Here is a 26,997-nt window from a genome sequence, read left to right as displayed (position 1 = left end):
CCTCCCGTCCGTCGTGGGTCAGGCGGTCAGGCGACCGCCGGCTCCGCCGTCGCCTCCGTGGCCGGCTCCGGTCGCTGCACCCGCTGGCCGACGACCGCCGAGACGCCGTCCTGCCGCATCGACACCCCGTAGAGCGCGTCCGCGATCTCCATCGTCCGTTTCTGGTGCGTGATGACGATGAGCTGCGATGCCTCGCGCAGGCGGCCGAACACGGTCAGCAGACGGCCGAGGTTGGCGTCGTCGAGGGCCGCTTCGACCTCGTCCATGATGTAGAACGGGCTCGGCCGGGCGGTGAAGATCGCCACGAGGAGCGCCACCGCAGCCAGGGACCGCTCACCACCGGACAGCAGCGTCAACCGGTCGATCTTCTTGCCGGCCGGCTTCACCTGCACGTCGATGCCCGTCGTCAGCATGTCGTCGGGGTTCGTCAGCGAGATCGAGCCCGATCCGCCCGGGAACAGGATCGGGAACACGACGTCGAACGCCGCCCGGGTGTCCTCGAACGCCGACGCGAAGATCGTCTGCATCTTGCCGTCGAGTTCCTCGATGATCGTGAGCAGGTCGGTGCGCGTCTGCTGCAGGTCCTCGAGCTGCTCGGACAGGAAGGCGTGCCGCTGCTCGAGTGCCTGGAACTCCTCGAGCGCCAGCGGGTTCACCTTGCCGAGCCGCCCGAGGTCGCGTTCGGCGGCAGCGAGCCGGCGTTCCTGCTCCTCGCGGACGTAGGGGGTGGTCGGGACGTCCGCCGGGTCGACGTCGGGTGCCTCGAACTCCGGCAGCGCTGGGCCACCGGGCAGGGTCGACTCGGCGTCGACGAGCGCGGTGTCGGCGTCGACGAGCGCGGTGTCGGCGTCCGCCTCCGTGTCCGCAACGGCTTCCGAGTGGTCGGCCTCGACCTCGGCATCGGGTCCGGCAGCCGCAGCCGCACGCGCAGCCTCCCGGTGGCGTCGTGCCAGGACGCGCGGGTCCACCAGCACGTCGACCGGCACCGGCACGTCCGGCCCGTACTCCGCGACCAGGACGGACTCCCCCAACCCGAGCTCGCTCTGCGCCCGGTCGAGGACCCCGGTGACGTGCAGCCGCTTCTCGTAGATCTCCATCTCCAGCGAGTGCACGCCGTCCGTGAGGGTCTGCAGCCGGTCGCGCAGCTCGCGCTCCTCGTTCCGGATCGTCTGCAGTTCGGAGTTGCGACGGGAGCGCTCGGACTCCTCGGTCGCGAGCTGCACCCGCGCCTCGGCGAGCGACCGGTCGACGGCGGCCAGCACCACCGGCAGGTCCGCGAGCACCCCTTCGGCCGACGCGATCTGGGCGCGGCGGATGACCGCCAGCCGCGCCGCTTCCTCCGCCGCGGCCCGCTCGGCCTCGAGCTGCCGTTCCAGCTGGTCGGCACGTCGACGCTCGGCACGCGCCCGTTCCCGGGCGGTCTCGACCTGCAGCCGGTGCTCGATCTCCGCGGCCCGGGCGGAGTCGACCGCGTCCTGCGCCGCCGGCCGGGCCGAGGCGTCGACGACGGGCTTCGGCCGGTCGGTGAAGTCCCGGAGCGCCGCTTCCGCCTCTGCCAGCGCTGCCTCGGTGACGGCCGTCGTGCCGTCGGTCTCGGCCAACGCGGCCCGCAGACGCTCGACCTCGGCGACCGTGTTCTCCGCGCGGGCCCGGGCCGACGCACTGGCCCGGTCGTACTCGGCACTCGCGCGGGCGTGTTCGCGGGCGGCACGGTCGGCCTCGTCCACGGCGCGTCGCGCCGCCTCGACCGCCGTGCGCGCGGCCTGGAGGCCCGTGGCCGCGTCCTCCGCCTCCGTCACGACCGTCCGTCGTCGCGTCTCGGCGGCGTCCCGGTCGGCGACGAGCTCGATGCGGGAGGTGGTCCGTGCCCCGCCCCCGGTCACCCGGGCAGCGCGGACCAGGTCGCCGGACCGCGTGACGACGGTGGCGTCCGGGGCGGCGGCGAGCACGGCCTCCAGGTCGACGTCGTCGGTGTCCGCGACCAGCGTGTCGGCCAGCAGGGCGGTGAGGGCCGGCGGTCCGTCCACCAGGTCGAGCGCCCGCCGGACGGACGACGGCAGCACGGCCGGCAGTCGGGACCCGGAGCCGGCGACGTCGGCGACGACCACGTCGATCCGGCCGAGGTCGGCGGACCGGGCGTGCTCGACGGCGCCGAGTGCGACCGCGCGGTCCTCCGCGAGGACGGCGTCGGCCAACCCGTCGAGCGCCGTCGCGACGGCCGCCTCGAACCCGGGCGTGACGGTGAGGCGGTCGGCGAGACGGCCGACGATGCCGTCGCGGCAGGCGTCGATGACCGCCTGGGACCCGTCGCGCACGTCGATCGACAGCGCCAGGGCTGCGATCCGGGCGTCGAGCGCGTCCCGTTCCCGCTCGAGCGCGTGCAGGCGATCACGGTGGCCGTCCCGGTCACCCTGGGCGTGGTCCAGCTGCTCGCGCGCGGCGGTGAGGGCGTCGGTCAGGGCGTCCTCGTCCGTGTCGAGGGAGGGGTCACGGCCGACGTCCTCGAGCGCGGCGGCCGCCTGCTCGGCACGGGCGACGGCCTCGGTCAGCGAACGCTCCCGACGCTCTCGGTCGCCCGCGGCCGCGGAGCGCTTCGACCGGGCGACTTCGACCGCACTCGCCAGACGCTGCCCGTCGAGGTCGTGCTGCGCGACGAGGGCAGCCTGCGCCGCGATCTGCTCGTCCAGGGCGTCGAGCGCGGCACGGGCGGCCCGGACCTGGTCGCCGACCCTCGTCGTGCCGCCCTGCATGTCGCGGGCCCGCTCGTCGAGCCGGTCGGCCTCGGCGCGGACACCGGCGACCCGCTCCGGGGTGATCGTCGGACCCTGCTGCGGCGCCTCGGCCTGCTGCGCCAGGAACATCAGGCGCTGGTTGGCCAGCATCGACAGGCTGCGGAGGCGCTCCTGGACGCTCTCGAGCCGGTGCACCACGGTCCGGGCGCGGTCCACGTCGTCGCCGACCATGCTCGCCTCCACCTGCTGCTGGCGCTGCCGGATCTGGTCGAGCCGCTCCTGCAGGACGCCGCGCTCGGACTTCCGACCGGTCTCGACCGCCAGGTGGTCACGGAGTTCGCGGCGGAGGCGCACCACGTCGTCCGCGAGGAGCCGCGCCTTGGCATCCCGTGCGACCGCCGCGACGGACTGCGCCTTGCGGGCCACCTCGGCCTGACGACCGAGCGGCTTGAGCTGGCGACGGATCTCCCCCGCGAGGTCGGACAGCCGGGTGAGGTTGGTCTGCATCGCCTCCAGCTTGCGGAGCGTCTTCTCCTTGCGGCGACGGTGCTTGAGGATGCCCGCGGCTTCCTCGATGAAGCCGCGTCGGTCCTCGGGGGTGGCGTGCAGCACCTTGTCCAGCTGCCCCTGCCCGACGATGACGTGCATCTCGCGGCCGAGGCCGGTGTCACTGAGCAGCTCCTGCACGTCGAGCAGCCGGCAGTTCTCGCCGTTGATGGCGTACTCACTGCCGCCGTTGCGGAACAGCGTGCGGGAGATCGTCACCTCGGCGTACTCGATCGGCAGCAGACCGTCCGCGTTGTCGATCGTCAGCGTGACCTGTGCCCGACCGAGCGGCCCGCGGGTGGCGGTGCCGGCGAAGATGACGTCCTCCATCTTGCCGCCGCGCAGGGTCTTCGCGCCCTGCTCCCCCATCACCCAGGCCAGGGCGTCGACCACGTTCGACTTGCCGGAACCGTTCGGACCGACGATGCACGTGACGCCGGGCTCGAAGGCGAAGGTGGTCGGCTGCGCAAAGGACTTGAACCCCTTGATGGTCAGGCTCTTCAGGTACATGCGGGTCTCCGGGCGGTCATCGGTATGGCTACGCGCTTGTTCCGCAAGACTAGTGCCAGCGAACTCGCACCGCCGGCGTACCACACGGGCAGCCCCAGACTTTTGTCGCCGAGGTTAACCCGCCTTGATCTCGTCGATCGACACCTTTTTAGCAAATTCTTTGAATGCATCCGGCTGCAGGTTTTGGAGAGCCTGGAAAAGCCCCTCGAACGCCGAAATGGCCGCTTCTTTACCCTCACGAGAAACCCGCCCTCGATTGAAGGCAGGAAGCAGTTGGTCCGATAGAGGCAGCACTGCATCAATCACTGTACCCCAAAGGCCAGCAGCATCCGAGAGCGAGACGTTTCCCTTGAATCGAAGTCCGAAACGATTTGGAATCGTCTTACCTAAAATCGACTCTAGTGCACGTGCGATCACCTCGGCGAGAAGGTAAGGTGCTCCCTTGAGGGACAAGAACTCAAGTTCCTTGGCCTCCGCCTCAGTGAGCGGCGCATCCGCGCTTCGCGTTTTCTCCCTAAGCGTCAGAAGTCGAGTAGTGAGCGCGTCGTAGAGGGAGTATGCAAATAGGATATGCGTTGCCGTCGTTCGCTCGGAGAAGATGCGCGAATACATCGCATCATCAACCCAGATGTCCGCCTTTTTGTCATAAGCAGCAACTGGGTCACCATGGAAGGCCGTGAGGACCTGCCCGACCGTATAGGAAGCCAAAGCTGTTCTGCTCCGTTTGATGGCGTCACTCGACCCCCCGCGCCGACCACCGTCGTAGGAGACCCCGGTCATCTGAGCGAACTCAGCGCGCAAACGGTTCTGAATTTCGTCACCGCTGCGGAAGTCAGCAGCCTGCACTTTATTCTGAAGATTATTGAATTTGACGATTCGACCCAACAAATCCTCGTCGCTGGATTTGACGAAGCGAACAGGAACAAGCAAATCTTCAGAGGGCTCGTCGCTAAGAGAACCAATCGAGCCAGTGGTCTGAGCACCGTTCACGACGGAGATGCCAGTTATATCGAGACGCCTACCGTTTCTCGATCGGCCGCCAAGCTTGTAATCTAAAACAAGGGCAGTTAGCCCATTGTTGTAAACTGAAAAGTCTGCAGGCTCATCAACAGCAGTTTCTTTTATTCCGTTGTTGATATTCGCGTCACTACGCCGGGATCCGAGATAGTTCCGTACGTTTGCCGAGAAGAGATCCTCTTTGTGGTCCGCGAACATCCGGTGCAACCAAGCTCCGGACACCAGTGTTGTAACGGCACTCCACCGAGCACTCTCGGTTTCGATCGCGTCAGATACGCGCAGCGAGAATTTGTCCGTGACCTTAATAGTGCGCTTCGACCCTAGGTACCAACGCTCAAGGGTTTCTGATCCTACTTCCGCGCCGAATATCTGAATGCCACCGCGCTTAGCCAGCAGCTTCGCCGCCGTTTTCTCGGCATTGCTGACTTCAGCACTGGCGTTGCGAGATTCGGGCGCATTATGCACATACCAAAGGTGGAAATCCTGAATGAGATCCGCGTCGATCGCGTCCCGAACCTCAGAAACTCTGCCGCGCAGGCCCTCCGGAACGGATTCGAGGCTCGAGCTCAACAGCCAAGCAACCGCTGTGTTCAAATCCGATGCCTTGTTCGCGGGGGCCGATGCTTTAACCTTCGGAGACTCAAAACACTGAGCCACGACGAGAAGACCGCGATTCACATCCATGTAGATGATGTCTAGCTTTTTGTCATCTCCACCCCCGGTGATTGACTCCGCAGCGGCGGTGCGAACGTCATCGATCCCAAAGCGCTGATCGATAGCAAATAGGCCGATTCCGTCCACGCCGAGCTCGAAGCTGCTCGCGAATTGCTTGAAAGCCGCTTTCCAACTCTCGCCAACCTTGGTGCTCGACTGTGCCACAGTTACCCCCATCTACTCGTCCTAGGCACTCTGCAATGAGCGCCAGATCAGCCTAGCGGTCGTGTCGCAACAGCCTCCTAACGACCCTGCCGGATCGTGACGCGGTTGCGGGAGCGGACGCGCGGGACGGGCTGGCACACGGGGCAACGGTGGCTGGAGCGGTTCATCCACGGCTCGCGCACGATCGGCGTCCCGCACCGCGGGCACGGCTCGCCCTGCTGCCCGTACACCGCCAGGCGCTGCGAGAAGTAGCCGGACTGCCCGTTCACGTTGACGTACTGGGCGTCGAAGCTCGTGCCGCCGTCCTCGAGCGCACGCCGCAGCACCGCCCGGACCTCGTCGAGGAGCCCGCGGAGGGTGGCTCGCGGCAGCCGGTCGGCGGGGCGGTCGAAGTGGAGCTTCGCGGCCCACAGCGACTCGTCCGCGTAGATGTTCCCGATGCCGCTGATGACCCCCTGGTCGAGGAGGACCCGTTTGATGCCGCTCGACCGCTTCCGTGCGGCGGCGAGGAACCGGTCGTCGTCGAACGCGGGGTCGAGCGGGTCGCGGGCGATGTGTGACACCTGGAACGGGATCCGGCGACGCCAGGCCGCGTCCGGGTCGGTCGTGTCCACGGCACCGGCGAGCCCCGCGGGAGCACCGTCGATCGTCGGCAGCATGCGGTCGATCGCCATCGACCCGAAGGTGCGCTGGTCGACGAACTCGAGCTGCACGGGAGCTTCCGGAGCGCCGTCGCGGTCCGTGCCGGGAGGCTGCACGTCGAGGACGATGCGCCGGTGTCGGGCTGCGGGCCGGTCGCGGCCGAGGAGGATCTGGCCGCTCATGCCGAGGTGTGCGACGAGGGCCTCGGAGGGCCGGGCTGCGGGGTGCTGGGCTGCGGGGTTTCCGGCGCCGGTGCGGGCGACTCCGGGGCGCTCGGCTCCGGGGCGCTCGGCCTCGGGGTCGTCCTCGAGCGGGAACCACATGAACTTGCCGCGGCGGACGGCGGCGGCGATCGTCCGGCCGGTCAGCCGGTGCACGAAGTCCTCGGCCGGGCCGTCGTGCCGGGTCAGGGCGCGCTCGTCGAGCACCTGCACGTCCAGCACCCGAGCGCCGGTCACCGCGGGTTCGAGGCCGGCGCGGACGACCTCGACCTCGGGGAGTTCGGGCACCTGGTCAGGCTCCGGCGGTCCGACCGGAAAGTCGCGTCCAGGCGTCCAGCGCGGCCGACATCTCGGCGGTCTTCTTGCTCGTCCCGGTGCCGGTGGCGATGTCCTCGCCCTGCAGCACGACGGTGGCGTGGAAGGTCTTGTCGTGGTCGGGGCCCGCCTCGGTGATCCGGTAGGCCGGGTTGCCGAGGGTCAGCGCGGACGCCAGCTCCTGCAGGCTCGTCTTCGGGTCCATCGCCGCACCGAACCGCGCGGGGTCGACGAGCAGCGGCGCCACGAGACGCAGCACCAGGTCCGTCGCGGAGTCCGCACCCGCGGACAGGTAGGTCGCACCGATCACGGCTTCGACGGTGTCGGCGAGGATCGAGGACTTGTCCCGACCGCCCGTCTGCTCCTCGCCCTTGCCGAGCCGGAGGTACGCGCCGAGGCCGATGAGTCGGCCGATCTCCGCCAGGGCGACCGTCGACACGAGGCTGGCACGCCGCTTGGCGAGCTCACCCTCGTCGAGCTCCGGGTAGTCCCGGAAGAGCTTGACGGTCACGGCCTGGCCGAGGATGGAATCGCCGAGGAACTCCAGCCGCTCGTTGTGCCGGATCCCGCCGTGCTCGTACGCGTACGAGCGGTGGGTCAGCGCGAGCTGGAGGAGCTCGAGGTCCACAGGGACCCCGAGGAGGTCACGAAGACGAACGACGTCCGGCCCCACGGGGCTGGACCCCGCGGCGCCGGACGTCGCAGTCATGAGTGCGGTCCGATCAGACGTCGGCGACCTTGCGGCCCTTGTACTCCATGTACAGAGGGGTGCCGGCGGAGTCCTCGACGACCTTCGCACGGTGCGGGAGGCTGTAGACGACCTTGCCGTTCTCGATCGTCTTCACGAGCTGGACCGGTGCGGCCTTCCACTGCGATCGACGGGCGTGCGTGTTCGCACGGGACTGCTTGCGCTTGGGGACGGCCATGGTGGTTCTCTTTCGCTTGGTCGGTGGTCAGTCGCGGATGGTGGCGGTCACTCGGCCTGGTCGGCCGGCGTCCGCTCCTCGTCCGCGGTGGTCTGGTCAGCGTCGTGGTGCCCGCTGGTGTTCTGGTGCTCGTTGCTGTCGTCGTGCTCGTCGTTGTCGTCGGGCTCGTCGTTGTCGAACTGGATCCCGCCGAGCGCGGCCCAACGGGGATCGGCGGCCGACGGAGCCGGCTGTTCGCCGACGTCTGCCAGACGCTCACCCGTCACCGGGTCGAGTCCTGGGCAGTCCGGTCGGCAGACCGGGGTGAACGGCAGCGACAGCACCACCGCGTCTCGGACCACCGGTTCACAATCCACGTGGTCGTCGTGAACCTGGTAGTCGAATTCCTCCGAGGCATCATACGCGAACACTTCGGCGAATTCGACATCGACGGGCTCGCTGATGTCGATGAGGCAGCGCGAGCACTCCCCCGTCGCTTCAGCCCGGGCGTGTCCGGACACCAGGATGCCCTCGTGCAGACCCTCGAGCTTCACGTCGAGGTGCATCTGGTCGCCCTTACGCACGGCGATCAGACCGGCACCGAGCGTGCTCGGCACGACGATGTCGACCGAGACCTCGCGCATGTCGCCCGCCCGTTGCGCGAGGTCACGCACACGCAGGGCATAGGGGCTGTTCACGGAGGAATACACGATCAACCAGCCTAGCGCGCCCGAGCCGAGGAGTCGAGCACCCGACGCGTGTCGCGGACCGTGGCGAGGGTCGTCGACGGCAGCGCGGTGTCAGTGCCGGTCGTCGAGCGCTCGCGCCACGACCCGGGGCACGTACGGCGTGACGTCCCCGCCCAGGCCGGAGACCTGCCGGATGAGCGAGCTCGACACGTGCGCACGGGCGGCGTCCGGCAGCAGGAACACCGTCTCGACGCCGGCGAGGTGGCGGTTCATGATCGCCATCGGCGTCTCGTACGCCACGTCCTCGCCGGAGCGCACGCCCTTCACCAGGATCTTCGACCCGACCTGTCGGCAGTAGTCGACGAGCAGCCCCGACGTCCACTCCCCGACCACGACGCTGCCGGGCACGCCGACCTCGGTCAGGGACTCCTCGATGAGCCGCACGCGGTCGCCGGCGTCGAACAGGGCGGACTTCTTGTCGGGGTTGTGCACGACGAGCACGTGCACCTCGTCGAACAACTCGGCGGCACGGGCGATGACGTCCAGGTGCCCCAGTGTCACGGGGTCGAAGGAACCGGGCACGACGGCGATCTTCGTCATGCAGGCGACCATACCGGCGCCCGGTCCCGGCCAGCCCGGTCCTGGCCGGCCCGGTGCTGATCGGCAGCGGTCAGTTCTTGCCGAGGAACGCCGCGTCGGACTCGTCGAGGCGTCGTGCGAGGGCATCCCGCAGCGCCGGGCTCCCGCTGAGGTCCGGGTCGTGCTCCAGGAGCCGCTCGGCCTCTTCCCGCGCGTCGATGATCACGTCGGCGTGCTGCACCACCCGCAGCAGGGTCAGCGACGACCGGCCGCCGGACTGCCGTTCGCCGAGCACGTCGCCCTCGCGGCGGAGCTCCAGGTCCACCCGGGCCAGTTCGAACCCGTCATCGGAAGCGGCGACCGCGTCCACACGCTCACGCGAGACCGTCTCGGCCTCGGCGTGGGTGACGAGCAGGCAGACGCCGGCGTACTGCCCGCGGCCGATGCGTCCGCGGAGCTGGTGCAGCTGCGAGACGCCGAACCGGTCGGCGTCGAGCACCGCCATCATCGATGCGTTCGGGACGTCCACGCCGACCTCGATCACCGTGGTGGCGACGAGGACGTCGACGGCCCCGTCGGCGAAGGACGTCATCACCCGGTCCTTCTCCTCAGCCGTCATCCGCCCGTGCAGCACCTCGATCCGACGACCCTCGAGCACCGGCATCGTGCGCATCCGTTCGGCGGTCGCCAGGACCGTCGCGGGCTTCCGGGCCGGTGTGCCGTCCGGGTCGCCGCCGTCGGCGGTCGGCTCGGGGGCGCCGTCGTCTTCACCGTGGGCGTCGTCGATCGCCGGGCAGACGACGAACGCCTGCCGGCCGTCGGCCAGCTCCTCGGCCATCCGTGTCCAGATCCGGGACTCCCACCCCGGGTGCTCGGCCAGTCCGACCGTGAAGGTCTCCACCCCGGCGCGACCGGAGGGCATCCCCTGGATGGTCGAGACGTCGAGGTCACCGAACACCGTCATCGCGACCGTTCGCGGGATCGGCGTCGCGGTGAGCACCAGCACGTGCGGCGGGGTCGTGCCCTTCGTCCGCAGGGCTTCGCGCTGCTCGACGCCGAAACGGTGCTGCTCGTCGACGACGACCAGACCGAGCTCGGCGAAGTCCACGCGGTCACCGAGCAGCGCGTGCGTCCCGACGACGAGCCGGGACCCGCCCGAGGCCGCCGCCAGCAGTGCCCGTCGGCGTTCGTCGGTGGACTGCGAACCGGTCAGGATCACCGGTCGGAGCTCCGCGGCGAGGTCGGGGCCCAGGAACTTCACGATCGACCGGAGGTGCTGCGCCGCCAGGACCTCCGTCGGGGCGATCAGGGCGGACTGGCCGCCCGACTCGGCGACGGTGAGCATCGCCCGGATCGCGACGAGGGTCTTGCCCGAACCGACCTCGCCCTGCACCAGTCGGTGCATCGGCCAGGTGCCCGCCATGTCCTGCGCGATCTCCGCACCGACCGCCCGCTGGTCGTCGGTGAGCGTGAACGGCAGGGTCGCGTCGAAGCGCTCGAGGATCCCGCCCGGTGCGGCCGCCCGTGACACCGAGGCCGTCGCGCGGGCCGCGATCCGGCGCTGCACCAGCGCGGTCTGCAGCACGAAGGCCTCGCGGTAGCGCAGGGCGTCCTGGGCGCGCTTGAAGTCCGCCACCTTCTCGGGCCGGTGCAGCATCTCGAGTGCCTTCCGGAACGGCACCAGGTCGAGACGGGTGCGCACCGAGGCGGGGATCGGGTCGGCGACGTCCGGCAGGGTGTCGAGCACGATCCCCATCGCCTTCGCGATCTGCCACGACGACAGCGACGCGGTCGCCGGGTAGATCGGGATCGGCTGTCGCGACCACCGCATCGCCTCTTCCGACTCGGGGTCCGCCGAGGCCCGCGGGTCGTCGCGGTCGAACAACTCGTAGTCCGGGTGCGCCAGCTGCCGAGCGCCGCGGTAGTCGCCCACCTTGCCGGCGAACACCCCGCGGGCGCCGGGGACGAGGTCCTTCGTGCGCCACCCCTGGTTGAAGAACGTCAGCGTCAACAGGCCCTTGCCGTCCCCGATCTTCGCCTCGAGGATCGAGCCGCGCCGCGCCCGCATCGTGCGCTCGCGGACCTCGACCACCTCGGCCACGATCGTCACCGGCTCGCCGATGGCCAGGGAGTCCAGGGCGGTCAACGCGCCGCGCTCGGCGTACCGCCGGGGGGCGTGCTCCAGGAACTCGCCGACCGTGCGGTGCCCGAAGGCCTTCTCGATCGCCTTCGCGGTCCGCCCGCCCAGGACGTTCGCCAGCTTCACGTCGAGCGGCGCCGTGCCCCACTGCACGTCAGGGGTCGGCACGTCGGCGGGGCCGTCGGGGGTCGTCGGAGCGGTGTCGGCGCGGGAGGTGACCACACGCCAACGGTACCCGGGACGACCGACCCGTCACGGGCCTCGCGGACGCCTGTGGAGAACGCCGGAGGGCTGCTGACGGCCCGCTACGGTGACTACATGACCCGCATCATCGCCGGTGCCGCCGGCTCCACGACGCTCCGGGTGCCGAAGTCCGGCACCCGGCCGACGAGCGACCGCGTGCGCGAAGCGCTCTTCTCGTCGCTGGAGGCGCGCGGGCTGATCGACGACACCTCGGTTGCCGACCTCTACGCCGGGACCGGTGCCCTCGGGCTCGAAGCGGCGTCACGAGGTGCGGTGGAGGTGTCCCTCGTCGACCGGGCGGCGCCCGCCGCGGCCGCCTGCCGCGACAACGCCAAGGCGGTGCAGAAGCGTGTCCCCGGCGTCCGCATCGCCGTGCACGCGCAGCCCGCGCTCGGGTACCTGCGGACCACGGCGAAGACCTTCGACCTGGTGTTCATCGACCCGCCGTACGAGGTCCCGGAATCCGAGCTCACCGACGTCCTCGACGCGCTGGTGTCCCGGCTGACGGCCGAGGCGGTCGTCGTCGTCGAGCGGGGCACGCGGTCGCCGGAACCGACGTGGCCGGCCGGGCTGACGCCGTTCAGCAAACGGTCATGGGGCGACACCGTCGCGTGGGAGGCCGTTGCCGACTCCGCCGGCTGATCCGCGCCGACCGCCTACTGCGCAGTCGGGCGCGCGGCCGTCAGCCCGCCGCGCCGTCCCAGTCGGCGTAGGGGTCCCAGCCCGTCGTGGGGACCGGCTCCCCACCGCGCACGAGGTCGACACCGTGGCCCCGGTCACCGCCGTGGTCGTCGTCCGCGACTCGAGCGCGGACGAGTCCGATCCGTCGGAACCCGCCCGGGAGGCCCGCCCCCGCCGGGAAGGTCGCCAACAGTCCGTGGTCCTCACCGCCGTGCAGCGCGACCGGGTCCAGCGCCGGCTCGACGTCGAGTTCCAGCGTCACCCCACTCGCGCGGGCCAGCCGACCGGCGTCGATCGCCAGGCCGTCCGAGAGGTCGAGCATCGCGGTCGCCCCGGCGGCGGCAGCGAGCGGTCCGTCGGTGACCGGCGGGACCGGACGGCGCTGCCGGGCGACGTCCGGATCAGCGTCCGCACCGTTGGCCCGCACCCGGCCGGCGTCCGGCTCACCTGCGTCGTCGACCCCGTCGCGGAACAGACGGGCGAGTCCTCGGGCGGCGGGCCCGAGTTCGCCCGAGACCGCGAGCACGTCGCCGGGGCGGGCGCCGGAGCGGACGACCGGGGCGCATCCGCCGAGGTCGCCGAACGCGGTCACGGTCAACGAGAACGTCGCCGATGTCGACAGGTCGCCGCCGACGACACCGATGCCCGGAGCGAGCGCCTCGATCGCGAGCCGGAACCCGTCGGCGATGCCCTCGAGCACCGTCACCGGCGTCTCCTGCGGGGCGGCGATGGCGACGACGAGGCCCGAGGGTGCTGCGCCCATCGCGGCCACGTCGGACAGGTTCGTGGCGGCGGCCTTCCAGCCGACGTCCTCGGGCGAGGACCACGCCCACCGGAAGTCCGGACCGTGCACCATCATGTCCGTCGTCACGACGAACCGCCCGTCGGGAGCGGCGACCACCGCGCAGTCGTCCCCGGGGCCGAGCAGCGGCGAACCGGGCGGCAGACGCCGGGTCACGCGGTCGAGCACCGCCAGTTCACCGAGCGCCCCCACCGTCTCCGCCGGGGTGCCGGGGCTGTGCTCGTGCGTCGCGTCCACACGAGAACGGTAGCCTGGACGTCGATGGACACCGCACCCCGCCGCCCCCGGAACGCCCGCCGTCGGCTGGGCAGCGCGTTGGGCGGTGTGGCCCTCGCCGCCGCCGTCGTGGTGGGACTGACCGGCTGCACGAACGCGGTCGCCATGCAGCCCGCGCCCTCGGCGAACGCCGCCGCCTGCGCCGGTGCGCAGGTCCGCCTGCCCGCCACCCTGAACGGGACGCTCCCGCTGCGGAACACCTCCGCGCAAGCGACCGCCGCGTGGGGCTCCCCCGCCGCGGTGCTCTACCACTGCGGCGTGGCCGTGCCGACGGTCTCCGACCTGCCGTGCTTCGCACAGGGCTCGGTCGACTGGATCCGCGACGCCCGGGGGCAGAACGTGGTCTACACGACGTTCGGGCGCTCCCCCGCGGTGCAGGTCGTCATCGACACGAAGCGGGCCACGCCGGATGCCCTGCAGGACCTGGGCGACGCCTTGTCGACGCTGCCGGAGGACGGTCACCGCTGCCTCGACCCGCAGGACGTCGGCTAGGACGCTCGGCACCCTGGCACTGCCGACGTGCCTGCAGCCGACGTCCCAGCCGACGTCCCGGAGCGTCAGCGGACCGCGATGCGTCCCAGCTCGATGAGCTCGGCGACCAGCTCCGGGTAGGCCAGGCCCGACGCCGCCCAGCAGCGCGGGTACATCGAGAACGGCGTGAAGCCCGGCATCGTGTTGACCTCGTTGACCACGAAGCCGTCGTCCGTCAGGAAGCAGTCCACGCGGGCCAGACCCGCGCCACCGATCGCCTCGAACGCACGGGCGCCGATCGACCGGATCTCGTCCGTCTCGGACTCGCTCAGCGGGGCCGGGCAGAGCAGCTGCTCGTCGCCGCCCAGGTACTTGGCGGTGAAGTCGTAGAAGCCGTCCTCAGCGACGACGATCTCGCCCGGCAGGCTCGTGCGCGGAGTGCCGTCACGGCCCTCCAGGACGGCGACCTCGACCTCCCGACCGATCACCCGGGGCTCGACGATGACCTTGCTGTCGTGCTCGAACGCCAGGTCCATCGCGGCCCCGAGCTGTGCGGGGTCGTCGACGCGCGAGACACCCATGCTCGACCCCGCACGGGCGGGCTTCACGAAGAGCGGGAACCCGTGCGCGGCGACCGACTCGGCGACGTCGACGGGGTCCGACTGCCACTGTCGTCGGAGCACCGTCGTCCAGGGCGCGACCCGCAGTCCGGCGTGTTCGAGGACGGCCTTGGCGACGTGCTTGTCCATCGCCAGGGCACTGGCGAGCACGCCGTCGCCGACGTACGGCAGGCCGGCGGTCTCCAGGAGGCCCTGGATCGTGCCGTCCTCACCGAACGGGCCGTGCAGGATCGGGAACACCACGTCGACAGACCCGAGGGACTCCACCGACCCATCGGGCAGCTCGACGAACAGCTCCCGGGAGTCGCCGGAGACCGGGAAGCGGACGCGGGTGCCGTTGTCCGGCACCGTCGGCAGCTCCTGGCCGAGCAGCGCCCAGTCCGACGGGTCGTCGGGCTGCAGGGTGAACGCGCCGTCCTTGGTGATGCCGATCGGCAGCAGGTCGTACCGGTCGCGGTCGACGACGTCCATGATCCCGCCCGCGGTGACGCAGCTGATCTCGTGCTCGCTCGATCGTCCACCGAACAGCACGGCGACGGTGGTCCGCTCGGCGTCGGTCGACGCCGCGGGCACGGCTGCGTCGATCGGTTCGGGTGCGGGCGCGGTGCTGCTCATGGACGCTCCAAGCGGTGGGTACCGGGACCGGTCACTCGCCCTGGGGCTCGTCGGTCTCCGTGAGGTGCGGCGCGATGTTGCGCGGATCGAGCCTACCGGCGAGGACCTCGCCGACCTGTCCGACGATGGGCATGTCGACGCCGTTCGCCCGGGCCAGTTCGAGGATCGGCGCGACCGACGCCAGGCCCTCCGCGGTCTGGTTCATCTGCCGGACGACCTCGTCGAAGCGGTACCCCTGGCCGAGCAGCCGGCCCGCGGTGTTGTTCCGCGAGAGCGGCGACTGGCACGTGGCGATGAGGTCACCGAGGCCAGCCAGCCCGGACAGCGTCGACGGCTGCGCACCGAGGGACACCGCGAACTCGGTCATCTCGGCGAGACCGCGGGTGATGATCGACGCCTTGGTGTTCTCGCCGTAGCCGACGCCGTCGACGATGCCGATGGCCACCGCGATGAGGTTCTTGAGGACCCCGCCGAACTCGGTGCCGATGACGTCCGTGTTGATGAACGAGCGGAAGTAGGGGTTCGTCGCGACCGCGGCGACGGCGGTCGCGGTGTCCACGCTCGAGGACGAGACCACGGCGGCGGTCGGCTGTCGGCGGGCGATCTCGAGCGCCAGGTTCGGCCCGCTCGCGACGGCGATGCGGTCCTGGTCGATGCCGAGCCCCTCGAGGAGCACCTCGCTCATCCGCAGCCCGCTGGCCTTCTCGACGCCCTTCATCAGGCTGACGACCGGCACGTCGGCCGGCAGGAGCTCACGGATCGCGGCGAGGTTCGAGCGGAGGGTCTGCGACGGCACGGAGACGTACACCTGCTCGGCGCCGGCGAGCACCGCGGCGAGGGACGTCGACGCGGTCAGGGTCCGCGGCAGGTTGATGCCGGGCAGGTACTCCGAGTTCCGCTTGGTCTCGGTGATCTCCCGTGCGATCTCGGGCCGCCGGGCCCAGAGGACGGTCTGGGCGCCGCCCTCGGCGAGCACCTTCGCGAACGTGGTGCCCCAGCTGCCCGCGCCGATGACGGCCACGCGTGGCTTGTCCGTCGACTGCATGACGACGCGGATCGCGGCGGTGTCGACGGCGCCACGGGCGGCGACGGAGGGGTCCGGGCGGTCGTCGTGCGGTCGGAGACCGGGGGCTGTCCCCCGGTCGGCTGCGTCACTCAAACTTGCCGGTCTCCTTCTGGCGGTTGGCACTGGGGTCCCAGCGCTGCTCCGGAGCGCGCTCACCGCGGAGCTGCTCGACGAGCTTGGTGATCTCGGCCATCAGCGCGTCGGTGACCTGCTGCAGGAGCGCCTGGTCGATCGGCTTGCCGCGGTACGCGGACAGGTCCATCGGCTCGCCGAACAGGATGTCGACGTTGGCCTTCCGGAACAGGTTGAGGCGCTTGGAGTACCGCGGCAGGATCCGCTGCGTGCCCCAGTGCGCCATCGGGATGAGGGGCACGTCGTTCTCGAGCGCGATCCGTGCCGCGCCGGTCTTGCCGCGCATCGGCCACAGGTCCGGGTCACGGGTGAGCGTGCCCTCCGGGTAGACGATGACCGCCCCGCCGTTCCGGACGAGTCCGCCACCGCCCTGCAGTGGGTTGCTGGAACGGGTCCGCCCGGAGCGTTCGACGGGGATCTGTCCCATTCCGGACATCAGCTTGCCGACGACGGGCACGTCGAAGATCGACGCCTTCGCCAGGAACAGCGGTGGTCGGCGGCTCACCCAGACGGCGGTGCCGACCACCAGCGGGTCGATGTTCGTGTAGTGGTTCGGCGCGAGCACGAACGCCCCGTCCGCCGGCAGGCGGTTCGGGCCGTGCCAGCGGTACGCCGCGACCGCACGGAACAGCGGGATCACGAAGACCGAGGTGATCCGGAACGCGACGTTCAGGTCACCACGCTTCCAGCGCCTCCCGGGGTTCGGGAGGCCCGTGGTGACCTGCTCCACCGCACCGGCTCGGGCGTCGGCCGGCTCGGCGCTCATTCCGCGAAGTCGAAGTCCGCGCCGAGCTTGCGGAGCTTCGGGATGAAGTGCTCGTAGCCACGGCTGATGATGCCGACGTTCGTGATGCGCGACTCGCCCTCGGCGGTCAGCGCCGCGATGAGGTGGCTGAAGCCACCGCGGAGGTCGGGGACACGGACGTTCGCACCGTGGAGCTTCGTCGGGCCGGTGATGACCGCGGCCTGCTCGAAGGGACGACGGGCGACGCGGCGGTCGTGACCCGGCAGGCCCTCCTTGTGCACGACGATGTCGGCACCCATCTCGTTGAGCGCGTCGGTGAAGCCGAAGCGGTTCTCGTAGACGGTCTCGTGCACGACGCTCTGGCCCTCGGCCTGCGTGAGCGCGACGACGAGGGGCTGCTGCCAGTCGGTCATGAAGCCGGGGTGCACGTCGGTCTCGATGACGACGGGCTTGAGGACGTCCAGCTCGCGGTAGAACCGGATGCCGTCCTCCTGGATGTCGAACCCGCCGCCGACCTTCCGGAAGACGTTCAGGAACGTCATGAGCTCCTGCTGCTTGGCACCCTCGACGAAGATGTCGCCGTTGGTGGCCAGCGCGGCGGACGCCCAGCTCGCGGCCTCGTTGCGGTCGTTGATCGCACGGTGCGTGTACCCGCGGAGCGACTTGACGCCCTCGATGAAGATCGTGCGGCTGGGCTCGACCGTGACGATCGCACCCATCTTCTGCAGGATCGCGATGAGGTCCATGATCTCGGGCTCGATCGCGGCGTTCCGCAGCTCGGTCGTGCCCTCGGCGAGGACGGAGGAGAGCAGGACCTGCTCGGTCGCACCGACGCTCGGGTAGGGCAGCTCGATGTTCGCGCCCTTGAGGCCGTTCGGGGCCGTGATGTGGATGCCCGAGATCTGCTTGTCGACGACGGCACCCATGGCACGGAGGGCGTCGAGGTGGAAGTCGATCGGACGGTCGCCGATGCGGCAGCCACCGAGGTCGGGGATGAACGCCTCGCCCAGCTTGTGCAGCAGCGGGCCGCAGAAGAGGATCGGGATCCGGCTCGACCCGGCGTGCGCGTCGATCTCGGCGAAGTGCGCCGTCTCGACCCGCGACGGGTCGAGGATGAGCTCGCCCCGTGCGGGGTCGGTCACGCGCACGCCGTGCACCTCGAGCAGGCCGCGGACGACCTTGACGTCGGAGATGTCCGGGACGTCCTTGAGGATCGACGGGGTGTCACCGAGGAGCGCCGCGACCATGGCCTTGGTCGCGAGGTTCTTCGCACCGCGGACCTCGATGCGTCCCACGAGGGGCTTGCCCCCGCGGATGACGATCTCGTCCGACTTGAGACCGACGCGCGCCCCTGCAGCTGCTGCGTCCTGTACGAGAGAGTTCACTACTTCACCGGCAATGTCTTCGGCCGCCAACTGGAGCGGCAGTGTTCGAACTCCGTGATCGAGGTCTCGTCACGGAGGGTGAGCCCGATGTCGTCGAGCCCTTCCATCAACCGCCAACGAGTGTAAGCGTCGATCTCGAAAGCCACGTCCACGTCGCCGATCGACACGCGCTGTGTCGCGAGGTCGACCGTTGCCTCGATCCCCGGCTGGGCTTCGATCGCCGCCCACATCCGCTCGATCTCGGGCTCCGACACCATCGCGGTGACCAGTCCCTGCTTGCCGGCGTTGCCCTTGAAGATGTCCGCGAAACGGGGTGACACGACCACGCGGAAGCCGAAGTCACGGAGGGCCCACACCGCGTGCTCGCGGGACGAACCGGTGCCGAAGTCCGGTCCGGCGACCAGCACACGGGCTCCCTGGTACGCGGGCTGGTTGAGCACGAAGTCGGGGTCCTGGCGCCAGCCCGAGAACAGGGCGTCCTCGAACCCGGTCTTCGTGACCCGCTTCAGGTACACGGCGGGGATGATCTGGTCGGTGTCGACGTTCGACCGCTTCAGCGGTGCGGCGATCCCGGTGACGGTGCCGATCTTGTCCATCAGTGGTTCCCTCCAGCGGTCGCCGGCACGGCCAGGCGAGCGTCGTCGTCTTCCAGGTCCCACGGGCTCGACAGCGTCCCGCGGACGGCGGTCGCGGCGGCGACCAGCGGCGAGACCAGGTGGGTCCGACCGCCCTTGCCCTGCCGGCCCTCGAAGTTGCGGTTCGAGGTGGAGGCGCAACGCTCCCCCGGCGCGAGCTGGTCGGGGTTCATGCCGAGACACATCGAGCAGCCGGCGAACCGCCACTCGGCGCCGAAGTCGGTGAACACCTTGTCGAGCCCCTCGGCCTCGGCCTCGAGCCGGACCCGTGCGGAGCCGGGGACGACCATGACGCGGACGCCGGGCGCCTTCTCGCGGCCCTGGATCACGGACGCGAAGGCCCGGAGGTCCTCGATGCGGGAGTTCGTGCAGGAACCCATGAAGACCGCGTCGACCGCGATGTCCTTCATCGGCGTGCCCGCCTGGATGTCCATGTACTCGAGCGCACGGGACGCGGCGGCGCGGTCGTTCGGGTCCGCGTAGTCCGCCGGGTCCGGCACCGACTCGGACAGCGAGACGCCCTGACCGGGGTTGGTGCCCCAGGTGACGAAGGGCTCGAGCGTGTCGGCGTCGATGAAGACCTCGGCGTCGAACACGGCGTCGTCGTCCGTCGCCAGGGTCTCCCAGTACGCCACGGCGTCGTCCCAGTCGGAGCCGGTCGGCGCGTGGTCGCGGCCCTGCACGTAGTCGTAGGTGGTCTGGTCGGGAGCGACCATGCCGGCGCGGGCACCCGCCTCGATCGACATGTTGCAGATCGTCATCCGGCCCTCCATCGAGAGCGCCCGGATGGCCGAGCCGCGGTACTCGAGCACGTAGCCCTGGCCGCCACCGGTGCCGATCTGCGCGATCACGGCGAGGATGACGTCCTTCGCGGTGACGCCCGGGCGCAGCGTGCCCTCGACCGTGACGGCCATCGTCTTGAAGGGCTTCAGCGGCAGGGTCTGCGTGGCCAGGACGTGCTCGACCTCGCTGGTGCCGATGCCGAACGCCATCGCGCCGAAGGCACCGTGGGTCGAGGTGTGCGAGTCCCCGCAGACGACCGTGATGCCGGGCATCGTCAGTCCGAGCTGCGGACCGACGACGTGCACGATCCCCTGCTCCTTGTCGCCGAGCGAGTGCAGGCGGACACCGAACTCCTCGCAGTTGCGGCGGAGGGTCTCGATCTGAGTGCGGCTCGTCGGGTCCGCGATCGGGCGGTCGATGGCGAGCGTCGGGGTGTTGTGGTCCTCGGTCGCGATCGTCAGGTCGAGCCGCCGCACCGGGCGACCGGCCTGCCGCAGGCCGTCGAACGCCTGCGGGCTCGTGACCTCGTGCACGAGGTGGAGGTCGATGTACAGGAGGTCGGGGTTGCCGTCCTCTCCCTTGACGACGACGTGGTCGTCCCACACCTTCTCGGCGAGCGTCCTGCCCATGCCCGTGCCTCCTCGTTCGCGTTCCGATGCCGCTGTCACGGCACCGTACAAGCACTCTAGCAGCTTGGTATACCAATCAGAGGCCCCTGCCAGGCGGCCCACCCCTCCTCGACGACACCCGTCGCGGTGAGAGGATGGCCTGGACATGACGACAGCTCCGCACTCGACCCGCACCACCAACCTCGAGGGCGCGGCCCGCGCCGCGATCGCGGGCGGCGTCCCGCTCGCGCTGCTCATCGGACTCGGGATGCCGCAGTACGCCGCGTTCGCGATGTTCGCCGGCTTCACCGCGATCTTCGGCGCGACCGAGCCCTACCGGCAGCGTGCCGTGACCACCGGGGTCGCCGGCGCGCTGCAGGTCGCGTGCATGGCCGCGGGCATCGCGGTGTCACTCCTCGGCGCGCCGCTGTGGTTGCAGGGCGCGGGGCTCGTCCTGGTGCTCGTCGTCGCGGTCGCCACGCTCAGCGCACTCCGGACGATCCCCGCGCAGCCGATCTTCCCGGTCTTCGCGTTCGTCGTGTCCGCCCTCGTCCCGGTGCGGACGGGCGACCTGCCGCTCGTCGCCACGATCATCCTCGGCTCGGTCGTCTGGGCGTGGCTGGTCGCGATGTCCGGAGCCGCCTTCCGTCGCGTCCTGCACCCGCACGCGCCGCACCGGTTCCGTCCGCTCGCTGCCCGGAAGCACCGGTCCCTCGCGGTCCTCGGCACCTCGGCGCTCTGGGAGACCATCGCGCTCAACGTCCTCGGCGCGCTCGTCGCCGGCGCCGTCGCCGAGGTCCTGCCCGGTCTCGGGCACCCCTACTGGGCCGTGATCGCCGTGGTGTCGACGCTGCCCGCGCTCCGGCAGCGCCACACGGTCTCCCGCGCCGTGCAGCGTGTCGTCGGCACCGTCGGCGGCACCGTCGTCGCGGTCGGCATCCTGCTGCTCGAGCCCTCGGCCTGGTGGATCGTCGTGATCGCCGTGGTCGGGCAGTTCATGGCGGAGGTCTTCGTCGCCCGGAACTACGCCGTCTGCCTGCTCTTCCTCACGCCCCTCGCCCTCGCGGTGTCGTGGCTGAGCCTCCCCGAGGCGCCCGGGCTCCTCGCCCTCGACCGGATCGGGCAGACCCTGCTCGGCGCCGTCGTCAGCGTCTGCCTCCTCGCCGTGGGACGGGTCGTCGAGCGGCGTCGCGGACGCGCACTCGGCGCGACCAGCAGCATCCGGACCGTCTGAGGGACGCGCGCGGTGCGGACGAGCCGCAGCGGGCCTCCCGTCCGGATCGCGGTGCCAGCCGGGAGGCCCGGCCCTGTCGGCCGCGTCCGGCACCCTGGGTGCATGGACGAGACCTACACACTGCTCCCGACGGCCCCGCCGCTCGACGACTACCTGCGCCTGCGACGCGACTCCGGCTTGACGCCCGTCACCGCGGAGCAAGGCGCACCGGCCGTCGTCGGCGCCTGGTCGGCCTGTCACGTCGTCGACGGAGCGGGCACGCCCGTCGCCATGGGACGGGTGATCGGCGACGGCGGGTGGTACTTCCACGTCGTCGACATCGCCACCGACCCGACACACCAGCGCCAGGGGCTCGGTCGAGCCGTGGTGGAGTGGCTCCTGGCCGACATCGGCGACCGCGCCCCCGCGGGGGCGTACGTCTCGCTCATCGGCGACCCGCCCGGACAGCGGCTGTACCGGTCGCTCGGGTTCGACGACGTGGCGCCGAGCCTCGGCATGGGGATGGTGCTCGGCGCCGGGGGCTGAACCGACCCCTCAGGACGGCGTGATGTTCCAGGCGTCGATGACCGGTCGACCGTGCTCGTACCCGAGCGTGCTGACCGTGGCCGTGCCGAGCTTCAGCACCGCGCCGTCCTGCGGAGCCAGCCGGATCCACGCGGCGCCGAGTGCACGCAGCACGTGCCCGTGCGCGACGAAGATGGCGTCCTGCCCCTCGGCCAGGACGGGTCGGGCGCGGTTGATCACGCGTTCGACGCGGACGCGCACCTCGGCGGCGTTCTCACCGGGCGTGTCACCGGCCGGGACCCCGTCGGTCCAGAGGTCCCACGGCCCGTGCCGCTGGACCTTGATCTGCGGCGTCGTCAGCCCCTCGTACGCGCCGTAGTCCCACTCGTACAGGTCCTCGTCGAGTTCCGGGTCGACGCCGACGATGCGGGCGGTCTCGCGGGCGCGGGCGAGCGGACTGGAGAGTGCCAGCGCGAAGTCACGGTCCGCGAGGAACCGACCGGCGCGCTCGGCCTGGGCCACACCGTTCTCCGTCAGCGGGATGTCGGTGCGGCCGGTGTGCTGCCCGCTCTTCGACCACTCCGTCTCTCCGTGGCGGACGAGGACGAGTTCGCCGGGGCGTTCCGAGGTCATGGGTTCCTTCCGAGCTGGAGGCCAAGCGCAGCGGCGCCGACCGAGACGACGAGCATCCCGAGGCCGTTCAGGACGGCGAGCCGGGTGTTGCCGGATCGGAGGAGCTGCACGGTCTCGACGCTCGCCGTCGAGAACGTCGTGTACCCACCCATCATGCCCGTCCCCACCACAGCGACCATCGGGGCAGCGATCGCACCGGACTCCCCGAGGCCCGTGACGAACCCGAGGACGAGTGATCCGGTGACGTTGATCAGCAGCGTGCCGACGGGGAAACGCGTCACCCGGGCCTTGAGGAACCCGTCGAGGACGAACCGCAGCGCTGCGCCGACGCCGCCGCCGACCGCGACGAGCAGGAGGGTGAGGACGGTCATCGCGTTGCTCGCTTCGTGCGCGCGCCCGCGACCGCGAGCCCGGCGACCACCGCCGCGAGCCCGAGCAGGACCGACAGCAGCGCGTACCCGCTCCCGGCAGCCCAGCGTCCGACGTCGAGCAGCCGTGCGGTGTCGTCGGCAAGCGTGCTGTACGTCGTGAACCCGCCGAGCACACCGGTGCCGACGAACAGCCGCAGTGCCCGACGTCGTCCGACGTCCGGCCCCCGGCGGGCGAGGGCGTCGAGCAGCAGGCCGAGGCAGAACGCGCCGACGACGTTGATCGCGAGGACCGTCCAGCTGATGCCGTCGACGGCCGGCAGCGCCTGGGCGAGCACGGCCCGGACCGCGGTGCCGATCGCGCCGCCGAACGCCACGAGGGCGATGAGGGACCAGCGGGTGTGTGGCGGCGGGTCCAGCGCAGGACGACCTCCGCCTGTCTCGTCCGTGTCCCGCATGAGTCTCCGCTCGCCGACCTGCCGACGCGATGGTACCGCCGGCTCTCGCACTCTCGGGCGGATCCACCCCGTTCATCTGCTCTTGTCGTATTATCAATGTACGTATTGAGGAGCCGATGATGCTGTACCAGTCGACGTTCGAAGACCTCCGGTCCCGCATCCGGTCCGGAGAGTTCCCCGTGGGGGCGCGCCTCCCGTCTGAAGCCGACCTCCTGGCGCACTACGACATCAGCGCGATCACGCTGCGGCGAGCGCTCGACATGCTCCGCGAGGACGGGTACGTCGCCCGGCGACCACGGGTCGGCACGACCGTCGTGAGCACCGAGCCGACGGCACGTCTCCGGCCGACCGACCGGATCGACGTCGGAGTGGTCCTCACCAACTTCGACGACACCTTCGGCACCCGGGTCCTCGAGGGCATGCTCGACGAGGCCGGCACCGACACCGACGTGATCGTCAAGCGCACCCACGGTGACCACGATGCCGAGGATGCGGCGATCCGCGCGCTGGCGGCACGGGTACAGGGCTTGGTCGTGCTGCCGAGCAGCTCCGAGTTCATCCCACCGGGGGTCCTCGAGCTCCTGCCCACGGGGTTCCCCGTCGTGATCCTCGACCGTCGGTACGAGGGCATCCCGGTGTCGGACATCTCCACGGACAACATCGGTGCCGGTGCTGCAGCGACGGAGCACCTGTTCGGCCTCGGGCACCGGCGGGTGGCCCTCGTCACATCGGACAGCCGGGTGACGTCCAACGACGACCGTCGCCGCGGCTGGGTCGGTGCGCACGCCCGGAACGACAAGGCGCTCGACGACGCGCTGGCGTTCCACGACGTCGAGTCGACACTGCCGGGGTCGACGGACCGCCCGGAGGACGACGTCGCTCGGCTCGTCGCGTTCGTCGAGGCCCACCCCGAGGCGACGGCGTTCGTCGCCGGCGAGTACAACATCGCGCTGCTGCTCCGGGACGCTCTGGAGCAGGTGGGCAAGCGGGTTCCCGACGACGTCTCCATCGTCTGCTTCGACCACCCGGATGCGACATTCGACCGCCAGCTGTTCCGGTTCACGCACATCGCGCAGGACCAGCCCGGGGTCGGACGTCAGGCGGTGGCCCAGGTGCTGCGGCAGGCACGAGGCGAGAGCGGGTCCCGGAAGATCCTCGTGCCTGCGCAGCTGGTGACCGGCGCGTCGACTGCGCAGCCGCCTACTGGTCGAGTCGGGCGCGCAACTCGGTCGCCATCGCGGCGCTGAGCTGCGTCGAGTACGGCACCGCGCCGACGGGACGCTCGGTCCAGTCGTTGGCGGCAGGCCGGTCGAGCTCCTCCGGGAACGCCCCCCAGAGCGCGTCGGTGCTGGCACGGACGAACGCCGTCAGGGCGACGCGGTCGGCGTCCCCGTCCGGCAGCCGCTCCAGGAGGAGCCCGAGGTACCGGTAGTACACGCCCTTGAACAGGCCCTCGTCGCCGCCGTCGCCCTCCTGGCGGAAGACGACACCGTCGGACAGCTCGGTGACCGCGGTCCGTGCGGTCCGGACTGCGACGGCGAGCAGGTCGACGTCCGGTCGGCGATCGGCCAGCTCGACAGCGGCCCCGACGTACAGCCCCTGGTTGTAGGTGAACCGCCACTGCGTGTCCACCCTGCCGTCGCCCTCACGGTTGACCCCGTCCTCGACGAACCCGTCGGCGGCGTCGACGAGGTGGTCGGTCAGCCAGTCGAACGCCGTCTCCGCGTGCTGCAGGAACCGGCCGTCACCGGTGATCCGGTGCAGCCGTGCGCCGAGGATGACGAGCGGTCCGTTGGCCGGGGTGTTCTTGTACGCGAGCTGCTGCCTGCGCCACGCCAGGCTCGTCCCGCCGGTGTCGTTCCAGCCGTGCTCCACCACGTGGTCGAACAGGGCGACGGTGTCGTCGAGGTACTGCTGCTCCCCGGTTGCGCCGTGCAGCCGCAGGGTCGCGAGGGCGAACCAGAGCATGTCGTCGAAGTAGTCGTTGAACAGCGAGCCGCCGTTCCGCTCGACGATGTTCCGGTGCGCCGCCCGCGCCTGCTCCAGTCGGACCGGGTCGCCGCTGCGCTCGAACGCGTCGAGACGGACGTCCATGAGGTGCGCGAGCCACCAGTAGTTGAACGTGCTGTCGTCGGCTTCCTGCACCGGCCACGAGTTGTGGAGGTACTGCGGCCACGGCGCTCCGTAGAGGCGCTCGATGCTGTCCTGCATGCGGTCGGCGCGGTCCGCCCAGACGCCGGTCATCGTGTCGGTCACTTGCGGTTCTCCTGGAGGATGCGGTCGCCCTGCTTCGCAGCCTGGGCGAGTGTCTGCTCGGCAGACAGCTGGCCGGACATGAACTTCTCGAGCGCCGGGGTGAGTGCCTTGCCCTCGACGTCGCTGTACCCGGGGACGTCGGGCCGCACGGTGGCGTAGTCGAGCGTCTTGACGAAGCCGGCGTACCGCGGGTCGTCGGTGAAGAACGGGTCGTTGGCGGAGGACCGGTTGGCCGGGATCCACCCGGAGACCTTGGCGAAGTCGACACCGTTCTCGGGCTTCGTCGCCCACCACTTCTCGAACGCCCAGGCGCCGTCGGACTGCTGCGCGCCGGTCGGGATCACGAGACCGAACCCGCCCATCACGGCACCCTTCTCGCCGCTCGGTCCGGCGACCGGTTCGGTCACGCCCCACTTGAGGCCATCGGCCTTCTCGAGGTTCGGCACGTCCCACGGTCCGTCGTACTTCATGGCTGCCTGGCCCGCCGCGAAGACGTCGTTGCTGTCGCCGAAGCCGTTCGTGTACACGCCGTCGTCCGTCAGGCTCTTCCAGAAGTCGAGTACTTCGACGCCTTCGGGGCTGTTGAACGCGGTCTTCGTGCCGTCCTTGTTGAGGAGTCGCCCGCCGGCCTGCTGGAGCCACATCGAGAACAGACCGGGGTCGTTGAGCATGAACCCGGATTGCTGCAGCTTCCCGCCCTTCGTGACGGTGAGCTCTCGCGCGTCGGTCTTGAGTTCGTCCCACGTCGTCGGCGGCGTGAGTCCGGCCTTCGCGAACAGGTCTTCGTTGTAGACGAGGGACCGGTTGTCGACCAGGAGCGGCAGGCCGTAGAGCTTGCCGTCGTGCCGCATCTCGGACAGTGCCTGCGGGTAGAACTCCTCCGTGTCGACGCCGTCTTCCTCGACCCGGTCGTCGATCGCCTGCAACGCGCCCTTCGGTGCGTAGAGGGACGTCTGGTAGCGGTCCCAGAGCACGAGATCGGGGACCTTCCCGCCGGCGATCGCGGTGAGCAGCTTCTGCTCCACGAGTTCCTGCGGGACGTACTTCACCGTGTACTTCGTCTGCGCCTTGTTGAAGGCACTGGTCATGGTGTTGATCTGATCGACCTGGTCACCGGACCAGGAGCCCCACATGGTGACTTCTTGCCGGCCGCCGGCACCCGTGGCACCGGAGGAACCGGACGAGCAACCGGTGAGGACGAGCGCGGCGGCAGCGAGTGCCGCGGCCGCGCCGAGGAAGTGGCGTGACTTCATTGTCGTGTGCTTTCTGGTGTGCGGGGCGCGGCGGGCGTGCCGACTCCCCGGGGT

General features: G+C 70.4%; 25 protein-coding genes. 5 read left to right on the top strand and 20 right to left on the bottom strand.

The genetic code is table 11. The features are described 5' to 3' along the window. Positions 1 to 26: 26 nt before the first annotated feature. The 8 genes from DEJ33_RS15030 to DEJ33_RS14995 all read right to left on the bottom strand — a co-directional run bounded on the left by DEJ33_RS15030 (position 27) and on the right by DEJ33_RS14995 (position 11,328). Positions 27 to 3,788, bottom strand: coding sequence for a chromosome segregation SMC family protein (locus DEJ33_RS15030; RefSeq protein WP_111195397.1), 3,762 nt, complete (start codon positions 3,786 to 3,788; stop codon positions 27 to 29). A 114-nt stretch (positions 3,789 to 3,902) separates the two neighbouring features. Next, complete coding sequence (locus DEJ33_RS15025; RefSeq protein ID WP_111195396.1) at positions 3,903 to 5,696, bottom strand: AIPR family protein; 1,794 nt, start codon at positions 5,694 to 5,696, stop codon at positions 3,903 to 3,905. A gap of 65 nt (positions 5,697 to 5,761) precedes the next feature. After that, entirely contained in the window at positions 5,762 to 6,835 is a 1,074-nt protein-coding gene (gene mutM / locus DEJ33_RS15020) for a bifunctional DNA-formamidopyrimidine glycosylase/DNA-(apurinic or apyrimidinic site) lyase (protein WP_111079217.1), read from the bottom strand. 4 nt (positions 6,836 to 6,839) lie between these two features. Next, positions 6,840 to 7,571: a ribonuclease III gene (rnc, locus tag DEJ33_RS15015; RefSeq protein ID WP_110902028.1), complete on the bottom strand. Its 732-nt coding sequence runs from the start codon at positions 7,569 to 7,571 to the stop codon at positions 6,840 to 6,842. Between the two features lie 13 nt (positions 7,572 to 7,584). Continuing rightward, the gene (gene rpmF, locus DEJ33_RS15010; RefSeq protein WP_110902027.1) at positions 7,585 to 7,788 is read right to left on the bottom strand and encodes a 50S ribosomal protein L32; all 204 of its coding nucleotides are present in this window, start codon (positions 7,786 to 7,788) and stop codon (positions 7,585 to 7,587) included. Positions 7,789 to 7,835: 47 nt separating this feature from the next. Further along, positions 7,836 to 8,477 (bottom strand): DUF177 domain-containing protein, encoded by a 642-nt coding sequence (locus DEJ33_RS15005; protein WP_258374569.1) that lies wholly within the window; start codon positions 8,475 to 8,477, stop codon positions 7,836 to 7,838. A gap of 90 nt (positions 8,478 to 8,567) precedes the next feature. Continuing rightward, a complete protein-coding gene (gene coaD / locus DEJ33_RS15000; protein ID WP_111079240.1) occupies positions 8,568 to 9,056 on the bottom strand; it encodes a pantetheine-phosphate adenylyltransferase in 489 nt (162 codons plus the stop codon). A gap of 70 nt (positions 9,057 to 9,126) precedes the next feature. Further along, on the bottom strand, positions 9,127 to 11,328 hold the full coding sequence (locus DEJ33_RS14995) for an ATP-dependent DNA helicase RecG (RefSeq protein WP_111079241.1): 2,202 nt from the start codon (positions 11,326 to 11,328) through the stop codon (positions 9,127 to 9,129). 165 nt (positions 11,329 to 11,493) lie between these two features. Between DEJ33_RS14995 and DEJ33_RS14990 the strand changes: the two genes are divergently transcribed. Next, positions 11,494 to 12,060, top strand: coding sequence for an RsmD family RNA methyltransferase (locus tag DEJ33_RS14990; protein WP_111195402.1), 567 nt, complete (start codon positions 11,494 to 11,496; stop codon positions 12,058 to 12,060). 40 nt (positions 12,061 to 12,100) lie between these two features. Here DEJ33_RS14990 and thiL read toward each other — a convergent pair whose 3' ends face one another. Then, the gene (gene thiL / locus DEJ33_RS14985; RefSeq protein WP_258378182.1) at positions 12,101 to 13,138 is read right to left on the bottom strand and encodes a thiamine-phosphate kinase; all 1,038 of its coding nucleotides are present in this window, start codon (positions 13,136 to 13,138) and stop codon (positions 12,101 to 12,103) included. Between the two features lie 24 nt (positions 13,139 to 13,162). Between thiL and DEJ33_RS14980 the strand changes: the two genes are divergently transcribed. Next, complete coding sequence (locus DEJ33_RS14980) at positions 13,163 to 13,669, top strand: DUF3515 family protein (protein WP_111079219.1); 507 nt, start codon at positions 13,163 to 13,165, stop codon at positions 13,667 to 13,669. Between the two features lie 65 nt (positions 13,670 to 13,734). Here DEJ33_RS14980 and DEJ33_RS14975 read toward each other — a convergent pair whose 3' ends face one another. From DEJ33_RS14975 to leuC, 6 genes are all read right to left on the bottom strand, one after another. Continuing rightward, the gene (locus tag DEJ33_RS14975; RefSeq protein WP_111079220.1) at positions 13,735 to 14,883 is read right to left on the bottom strand and encodes a D-alanine--D-alanine ligase family protein; all 1,149 of its coding nucleotides are present in this window, start codon (positions 14,881 to 14,883) and stop codon (positions 13,735 to 13,737) included. Between the two features lie 31 nt (positions 14,884 to 14,914). Beyond that, positions 14,915 to 15,928: an NAD(P)H-dependent glycerol-3-phosphate dehydrogenase gene (locus DEJ33_RS14970; protein WP_111079244.1), complete on the bottom strand. Its 1,014-nt coding sequence runs from the start codon at positions 15,926 to 15,928 to the stop codon at positions 14,915 to 14,917. 106 nt (positions 15,929 to 16,034) lie between these two features. Next, a complete protein-coding gene (locus DEJ33_RS14965; RefSeq protein WP_110902023.1) occupies positions 16,035 to 16,847 on the bottom strand; it encodes a 1-acyl-sn-glycerol-3-phosphate acyltransferase in 813 nt (270 codons plus the stop codon). Further along, complete coding sequence (gene murA / locus DEJ33_RS14960) at positions 16,844 to 18,211, bottom strand: UDP-N-acetylglucosamine 1-carboxyvinyltransferase (protein WP_111195395.1); 1,368 nt, start codon at positions 18,209 to 18,211, stop codon at positions 16,844 to 16,846. The genes DEJ33_RS14965 and murA overlap by 4 nt, the downstream gene beginning before the upstream one ends. Next, positions 18,211 to 18,807, bottom strand: a complete 597-nt coding sequence (gene leuD / locus DEJ33_RS14955; RefSeq protein ID WP_111079222.1) for a 3-isopropylmalate dehydratase small subunit — start codon at positions 18,805 to 18,807, stop codon at positions 18,211 to 18,213. The genes murA and leuD overlap by 1 nt, the downstream gene beginning before the upstream one ends. After that, positions 18,807 to 20,258, bottom strand: coding sequence for a 3-isopropylmalate dehydratase large subunit (gene leuC / locus DEJ33_RS14950; protein ID WP_110902020.1), 1,452 nt, complete (start codon positions 20,256 to 20,258; stop codon positions 18,807 to 18,809). The genes leuD and leuC overlap by 1 nt, the downstream gene beginning before the upstream one ends. A gap of 145 nt (positions 20,259 to 20,403) precedes the next feature. Here leuC and DEJ33_RS14945 point away from each other — a divergent pair, with 145 nt between their 5' ends. Together DEJ33_RS14945 and DEJ33_RS14940 are read left to right on the top strand one after the other, a co-directional pair. Beyond that, positions 20,404 to 21,471 carry an FUSC family protein gene (locus DEJ33_RS14945; RefSeq protein ID WP_111079223.1) on the top strand — a complete coding sequence of 356 codons (1,068 nt, stop codon included), beginning with the start codon at positions 20,404 to 20,406 and terminating at the stop codon, positions 21,469 to 21,471. 102 nt (positions 21,472 to 21,573) lie between these two features. After that, positions 21,574 to 21,996, top strand: coding sequence for a GNAT family N-acetyltransferase (locus tag DEJ33_RS14940; protein WP_111079224.1), 423 nt, complete (start codon positions 21,574 to 21,576; stop codon positions 21,994 to 21,996). Positions 21,997 to 22,005: 9 nt separating this feature from the next. On the opposite strand, the gene DEJ33_RS14935 is transcribed toward DEJ33_RS14940, so the two are convergent. The 3 genes from DEJ33_RS14935 to DEJ33_RS14925 are packed head-to-tail and all read right to left on the bottom strand — an operon-like array spanning position 22,006 to position 23,434. Continuing rightward, complete coding sequence (locus tag DEJ33_RS14935; RefSeq protein WP_110902017.1) at positions 22,006 to 22,608, bottom strand: histidine phosphatase family protein; 603 nt, start codon at positions 22,606 to 22,608, stop codon at positions 22,006 to 22,008. Then, positions 22,605 to 22,979, bottom strand: a complete 375-nt coding sequence (gene crcB, locus DEJ33_RS14930; RefSeq protein WP_111079225.1) for a fluoride efflux transporter CrcB — start codon at positions 22,977 to 22,979, stop codon at positions 22,605 to 22,607. Before crcB ends, DEJ33_RS14935 begins: the two co-directional genes overlap by 4 nt. Continuing rightward, positions 22,976 to 23,434: a CrcB family protein gene (locus DEJ33_RS14925; RefSeq protein ID WP_111079226.1), complete on the bottom strand. Its 459-nt coding sequence runs from the start codon at positions 23,432 to 23,434 to the stop codon at positions 22,976 to 22,978. The genes crcB and DEJ33_RS14925 overlap by 4 nt, the downstream gene beginning before the upstream one ends. A gap of 119 nt (positions 23,435 to 23,553) precedes the next feature. On the opposite strand from DEJ33_RS14925, the gene DEJ33_RS14920 reads away from it, so the two are divergent. Continuing rightward, positions 23,554 to 24,681, top strand: a complete 1,128-nt coding sequence (locus tag DEJ33_RS14920; RefSeq protein ID WP_181432852.1) for a GntR family transcriptional regulator — start codon at positions 23,554 to 23,556, stop codon at positions 24,679 to 24,681. Here the strand turns inward: DEJ33_RS14920 and DEJ33_RS14915 are convergent. Together DEJ33_RS14915 and DEJ33_RS14910 are read right to left on the bottom strand one after the other, a co-directional pair. Continuing rightward, entirely contained in the window at positions 24,635 to 25,690 is a 1,056-nt protein-coding gene (locus DEJ33_RS14915; protein ID WP_111079228.1) for a glycoside hydrolase family 76 protein, read from the bottom strand. The genes DEJ33_RS14920 and DEJ33_RS14915 overlap by 47 nt on opposite strands. Next, positions 25,687 to 26,943: an ABC transporter substrate-binding protein gene (locus DEJ33_RS14910; protein ID WP_111079229.1), complete on the bottom strand. Its 1,257-nt coding sequence runs from the start codon at positions 26,941 to 26,943 to the stop codon at positions 25,687 to 25,689. Before DEJ33_RS14910 ends, DEJ33_RS14915 begins: the two co-directional genes overlap by 4 nt. Positions 26,944 to 26,997: the final 54 nt, after the last annotated feature.

This window comes from Curtobacterium sp. MCPF17_047 (genome assembly GCF_003234045.1).
Lineage (GTDB): Bacteria > Actinomycetota > Actinomycetes > Actinomycetales > Microbacteriaceae > Curtobacterium.
The sequence above is the reverse complement of the archived record's forward strand: the minus strand, read 5'-3'. Positions and strand labels throughout refer to the sequence as shown.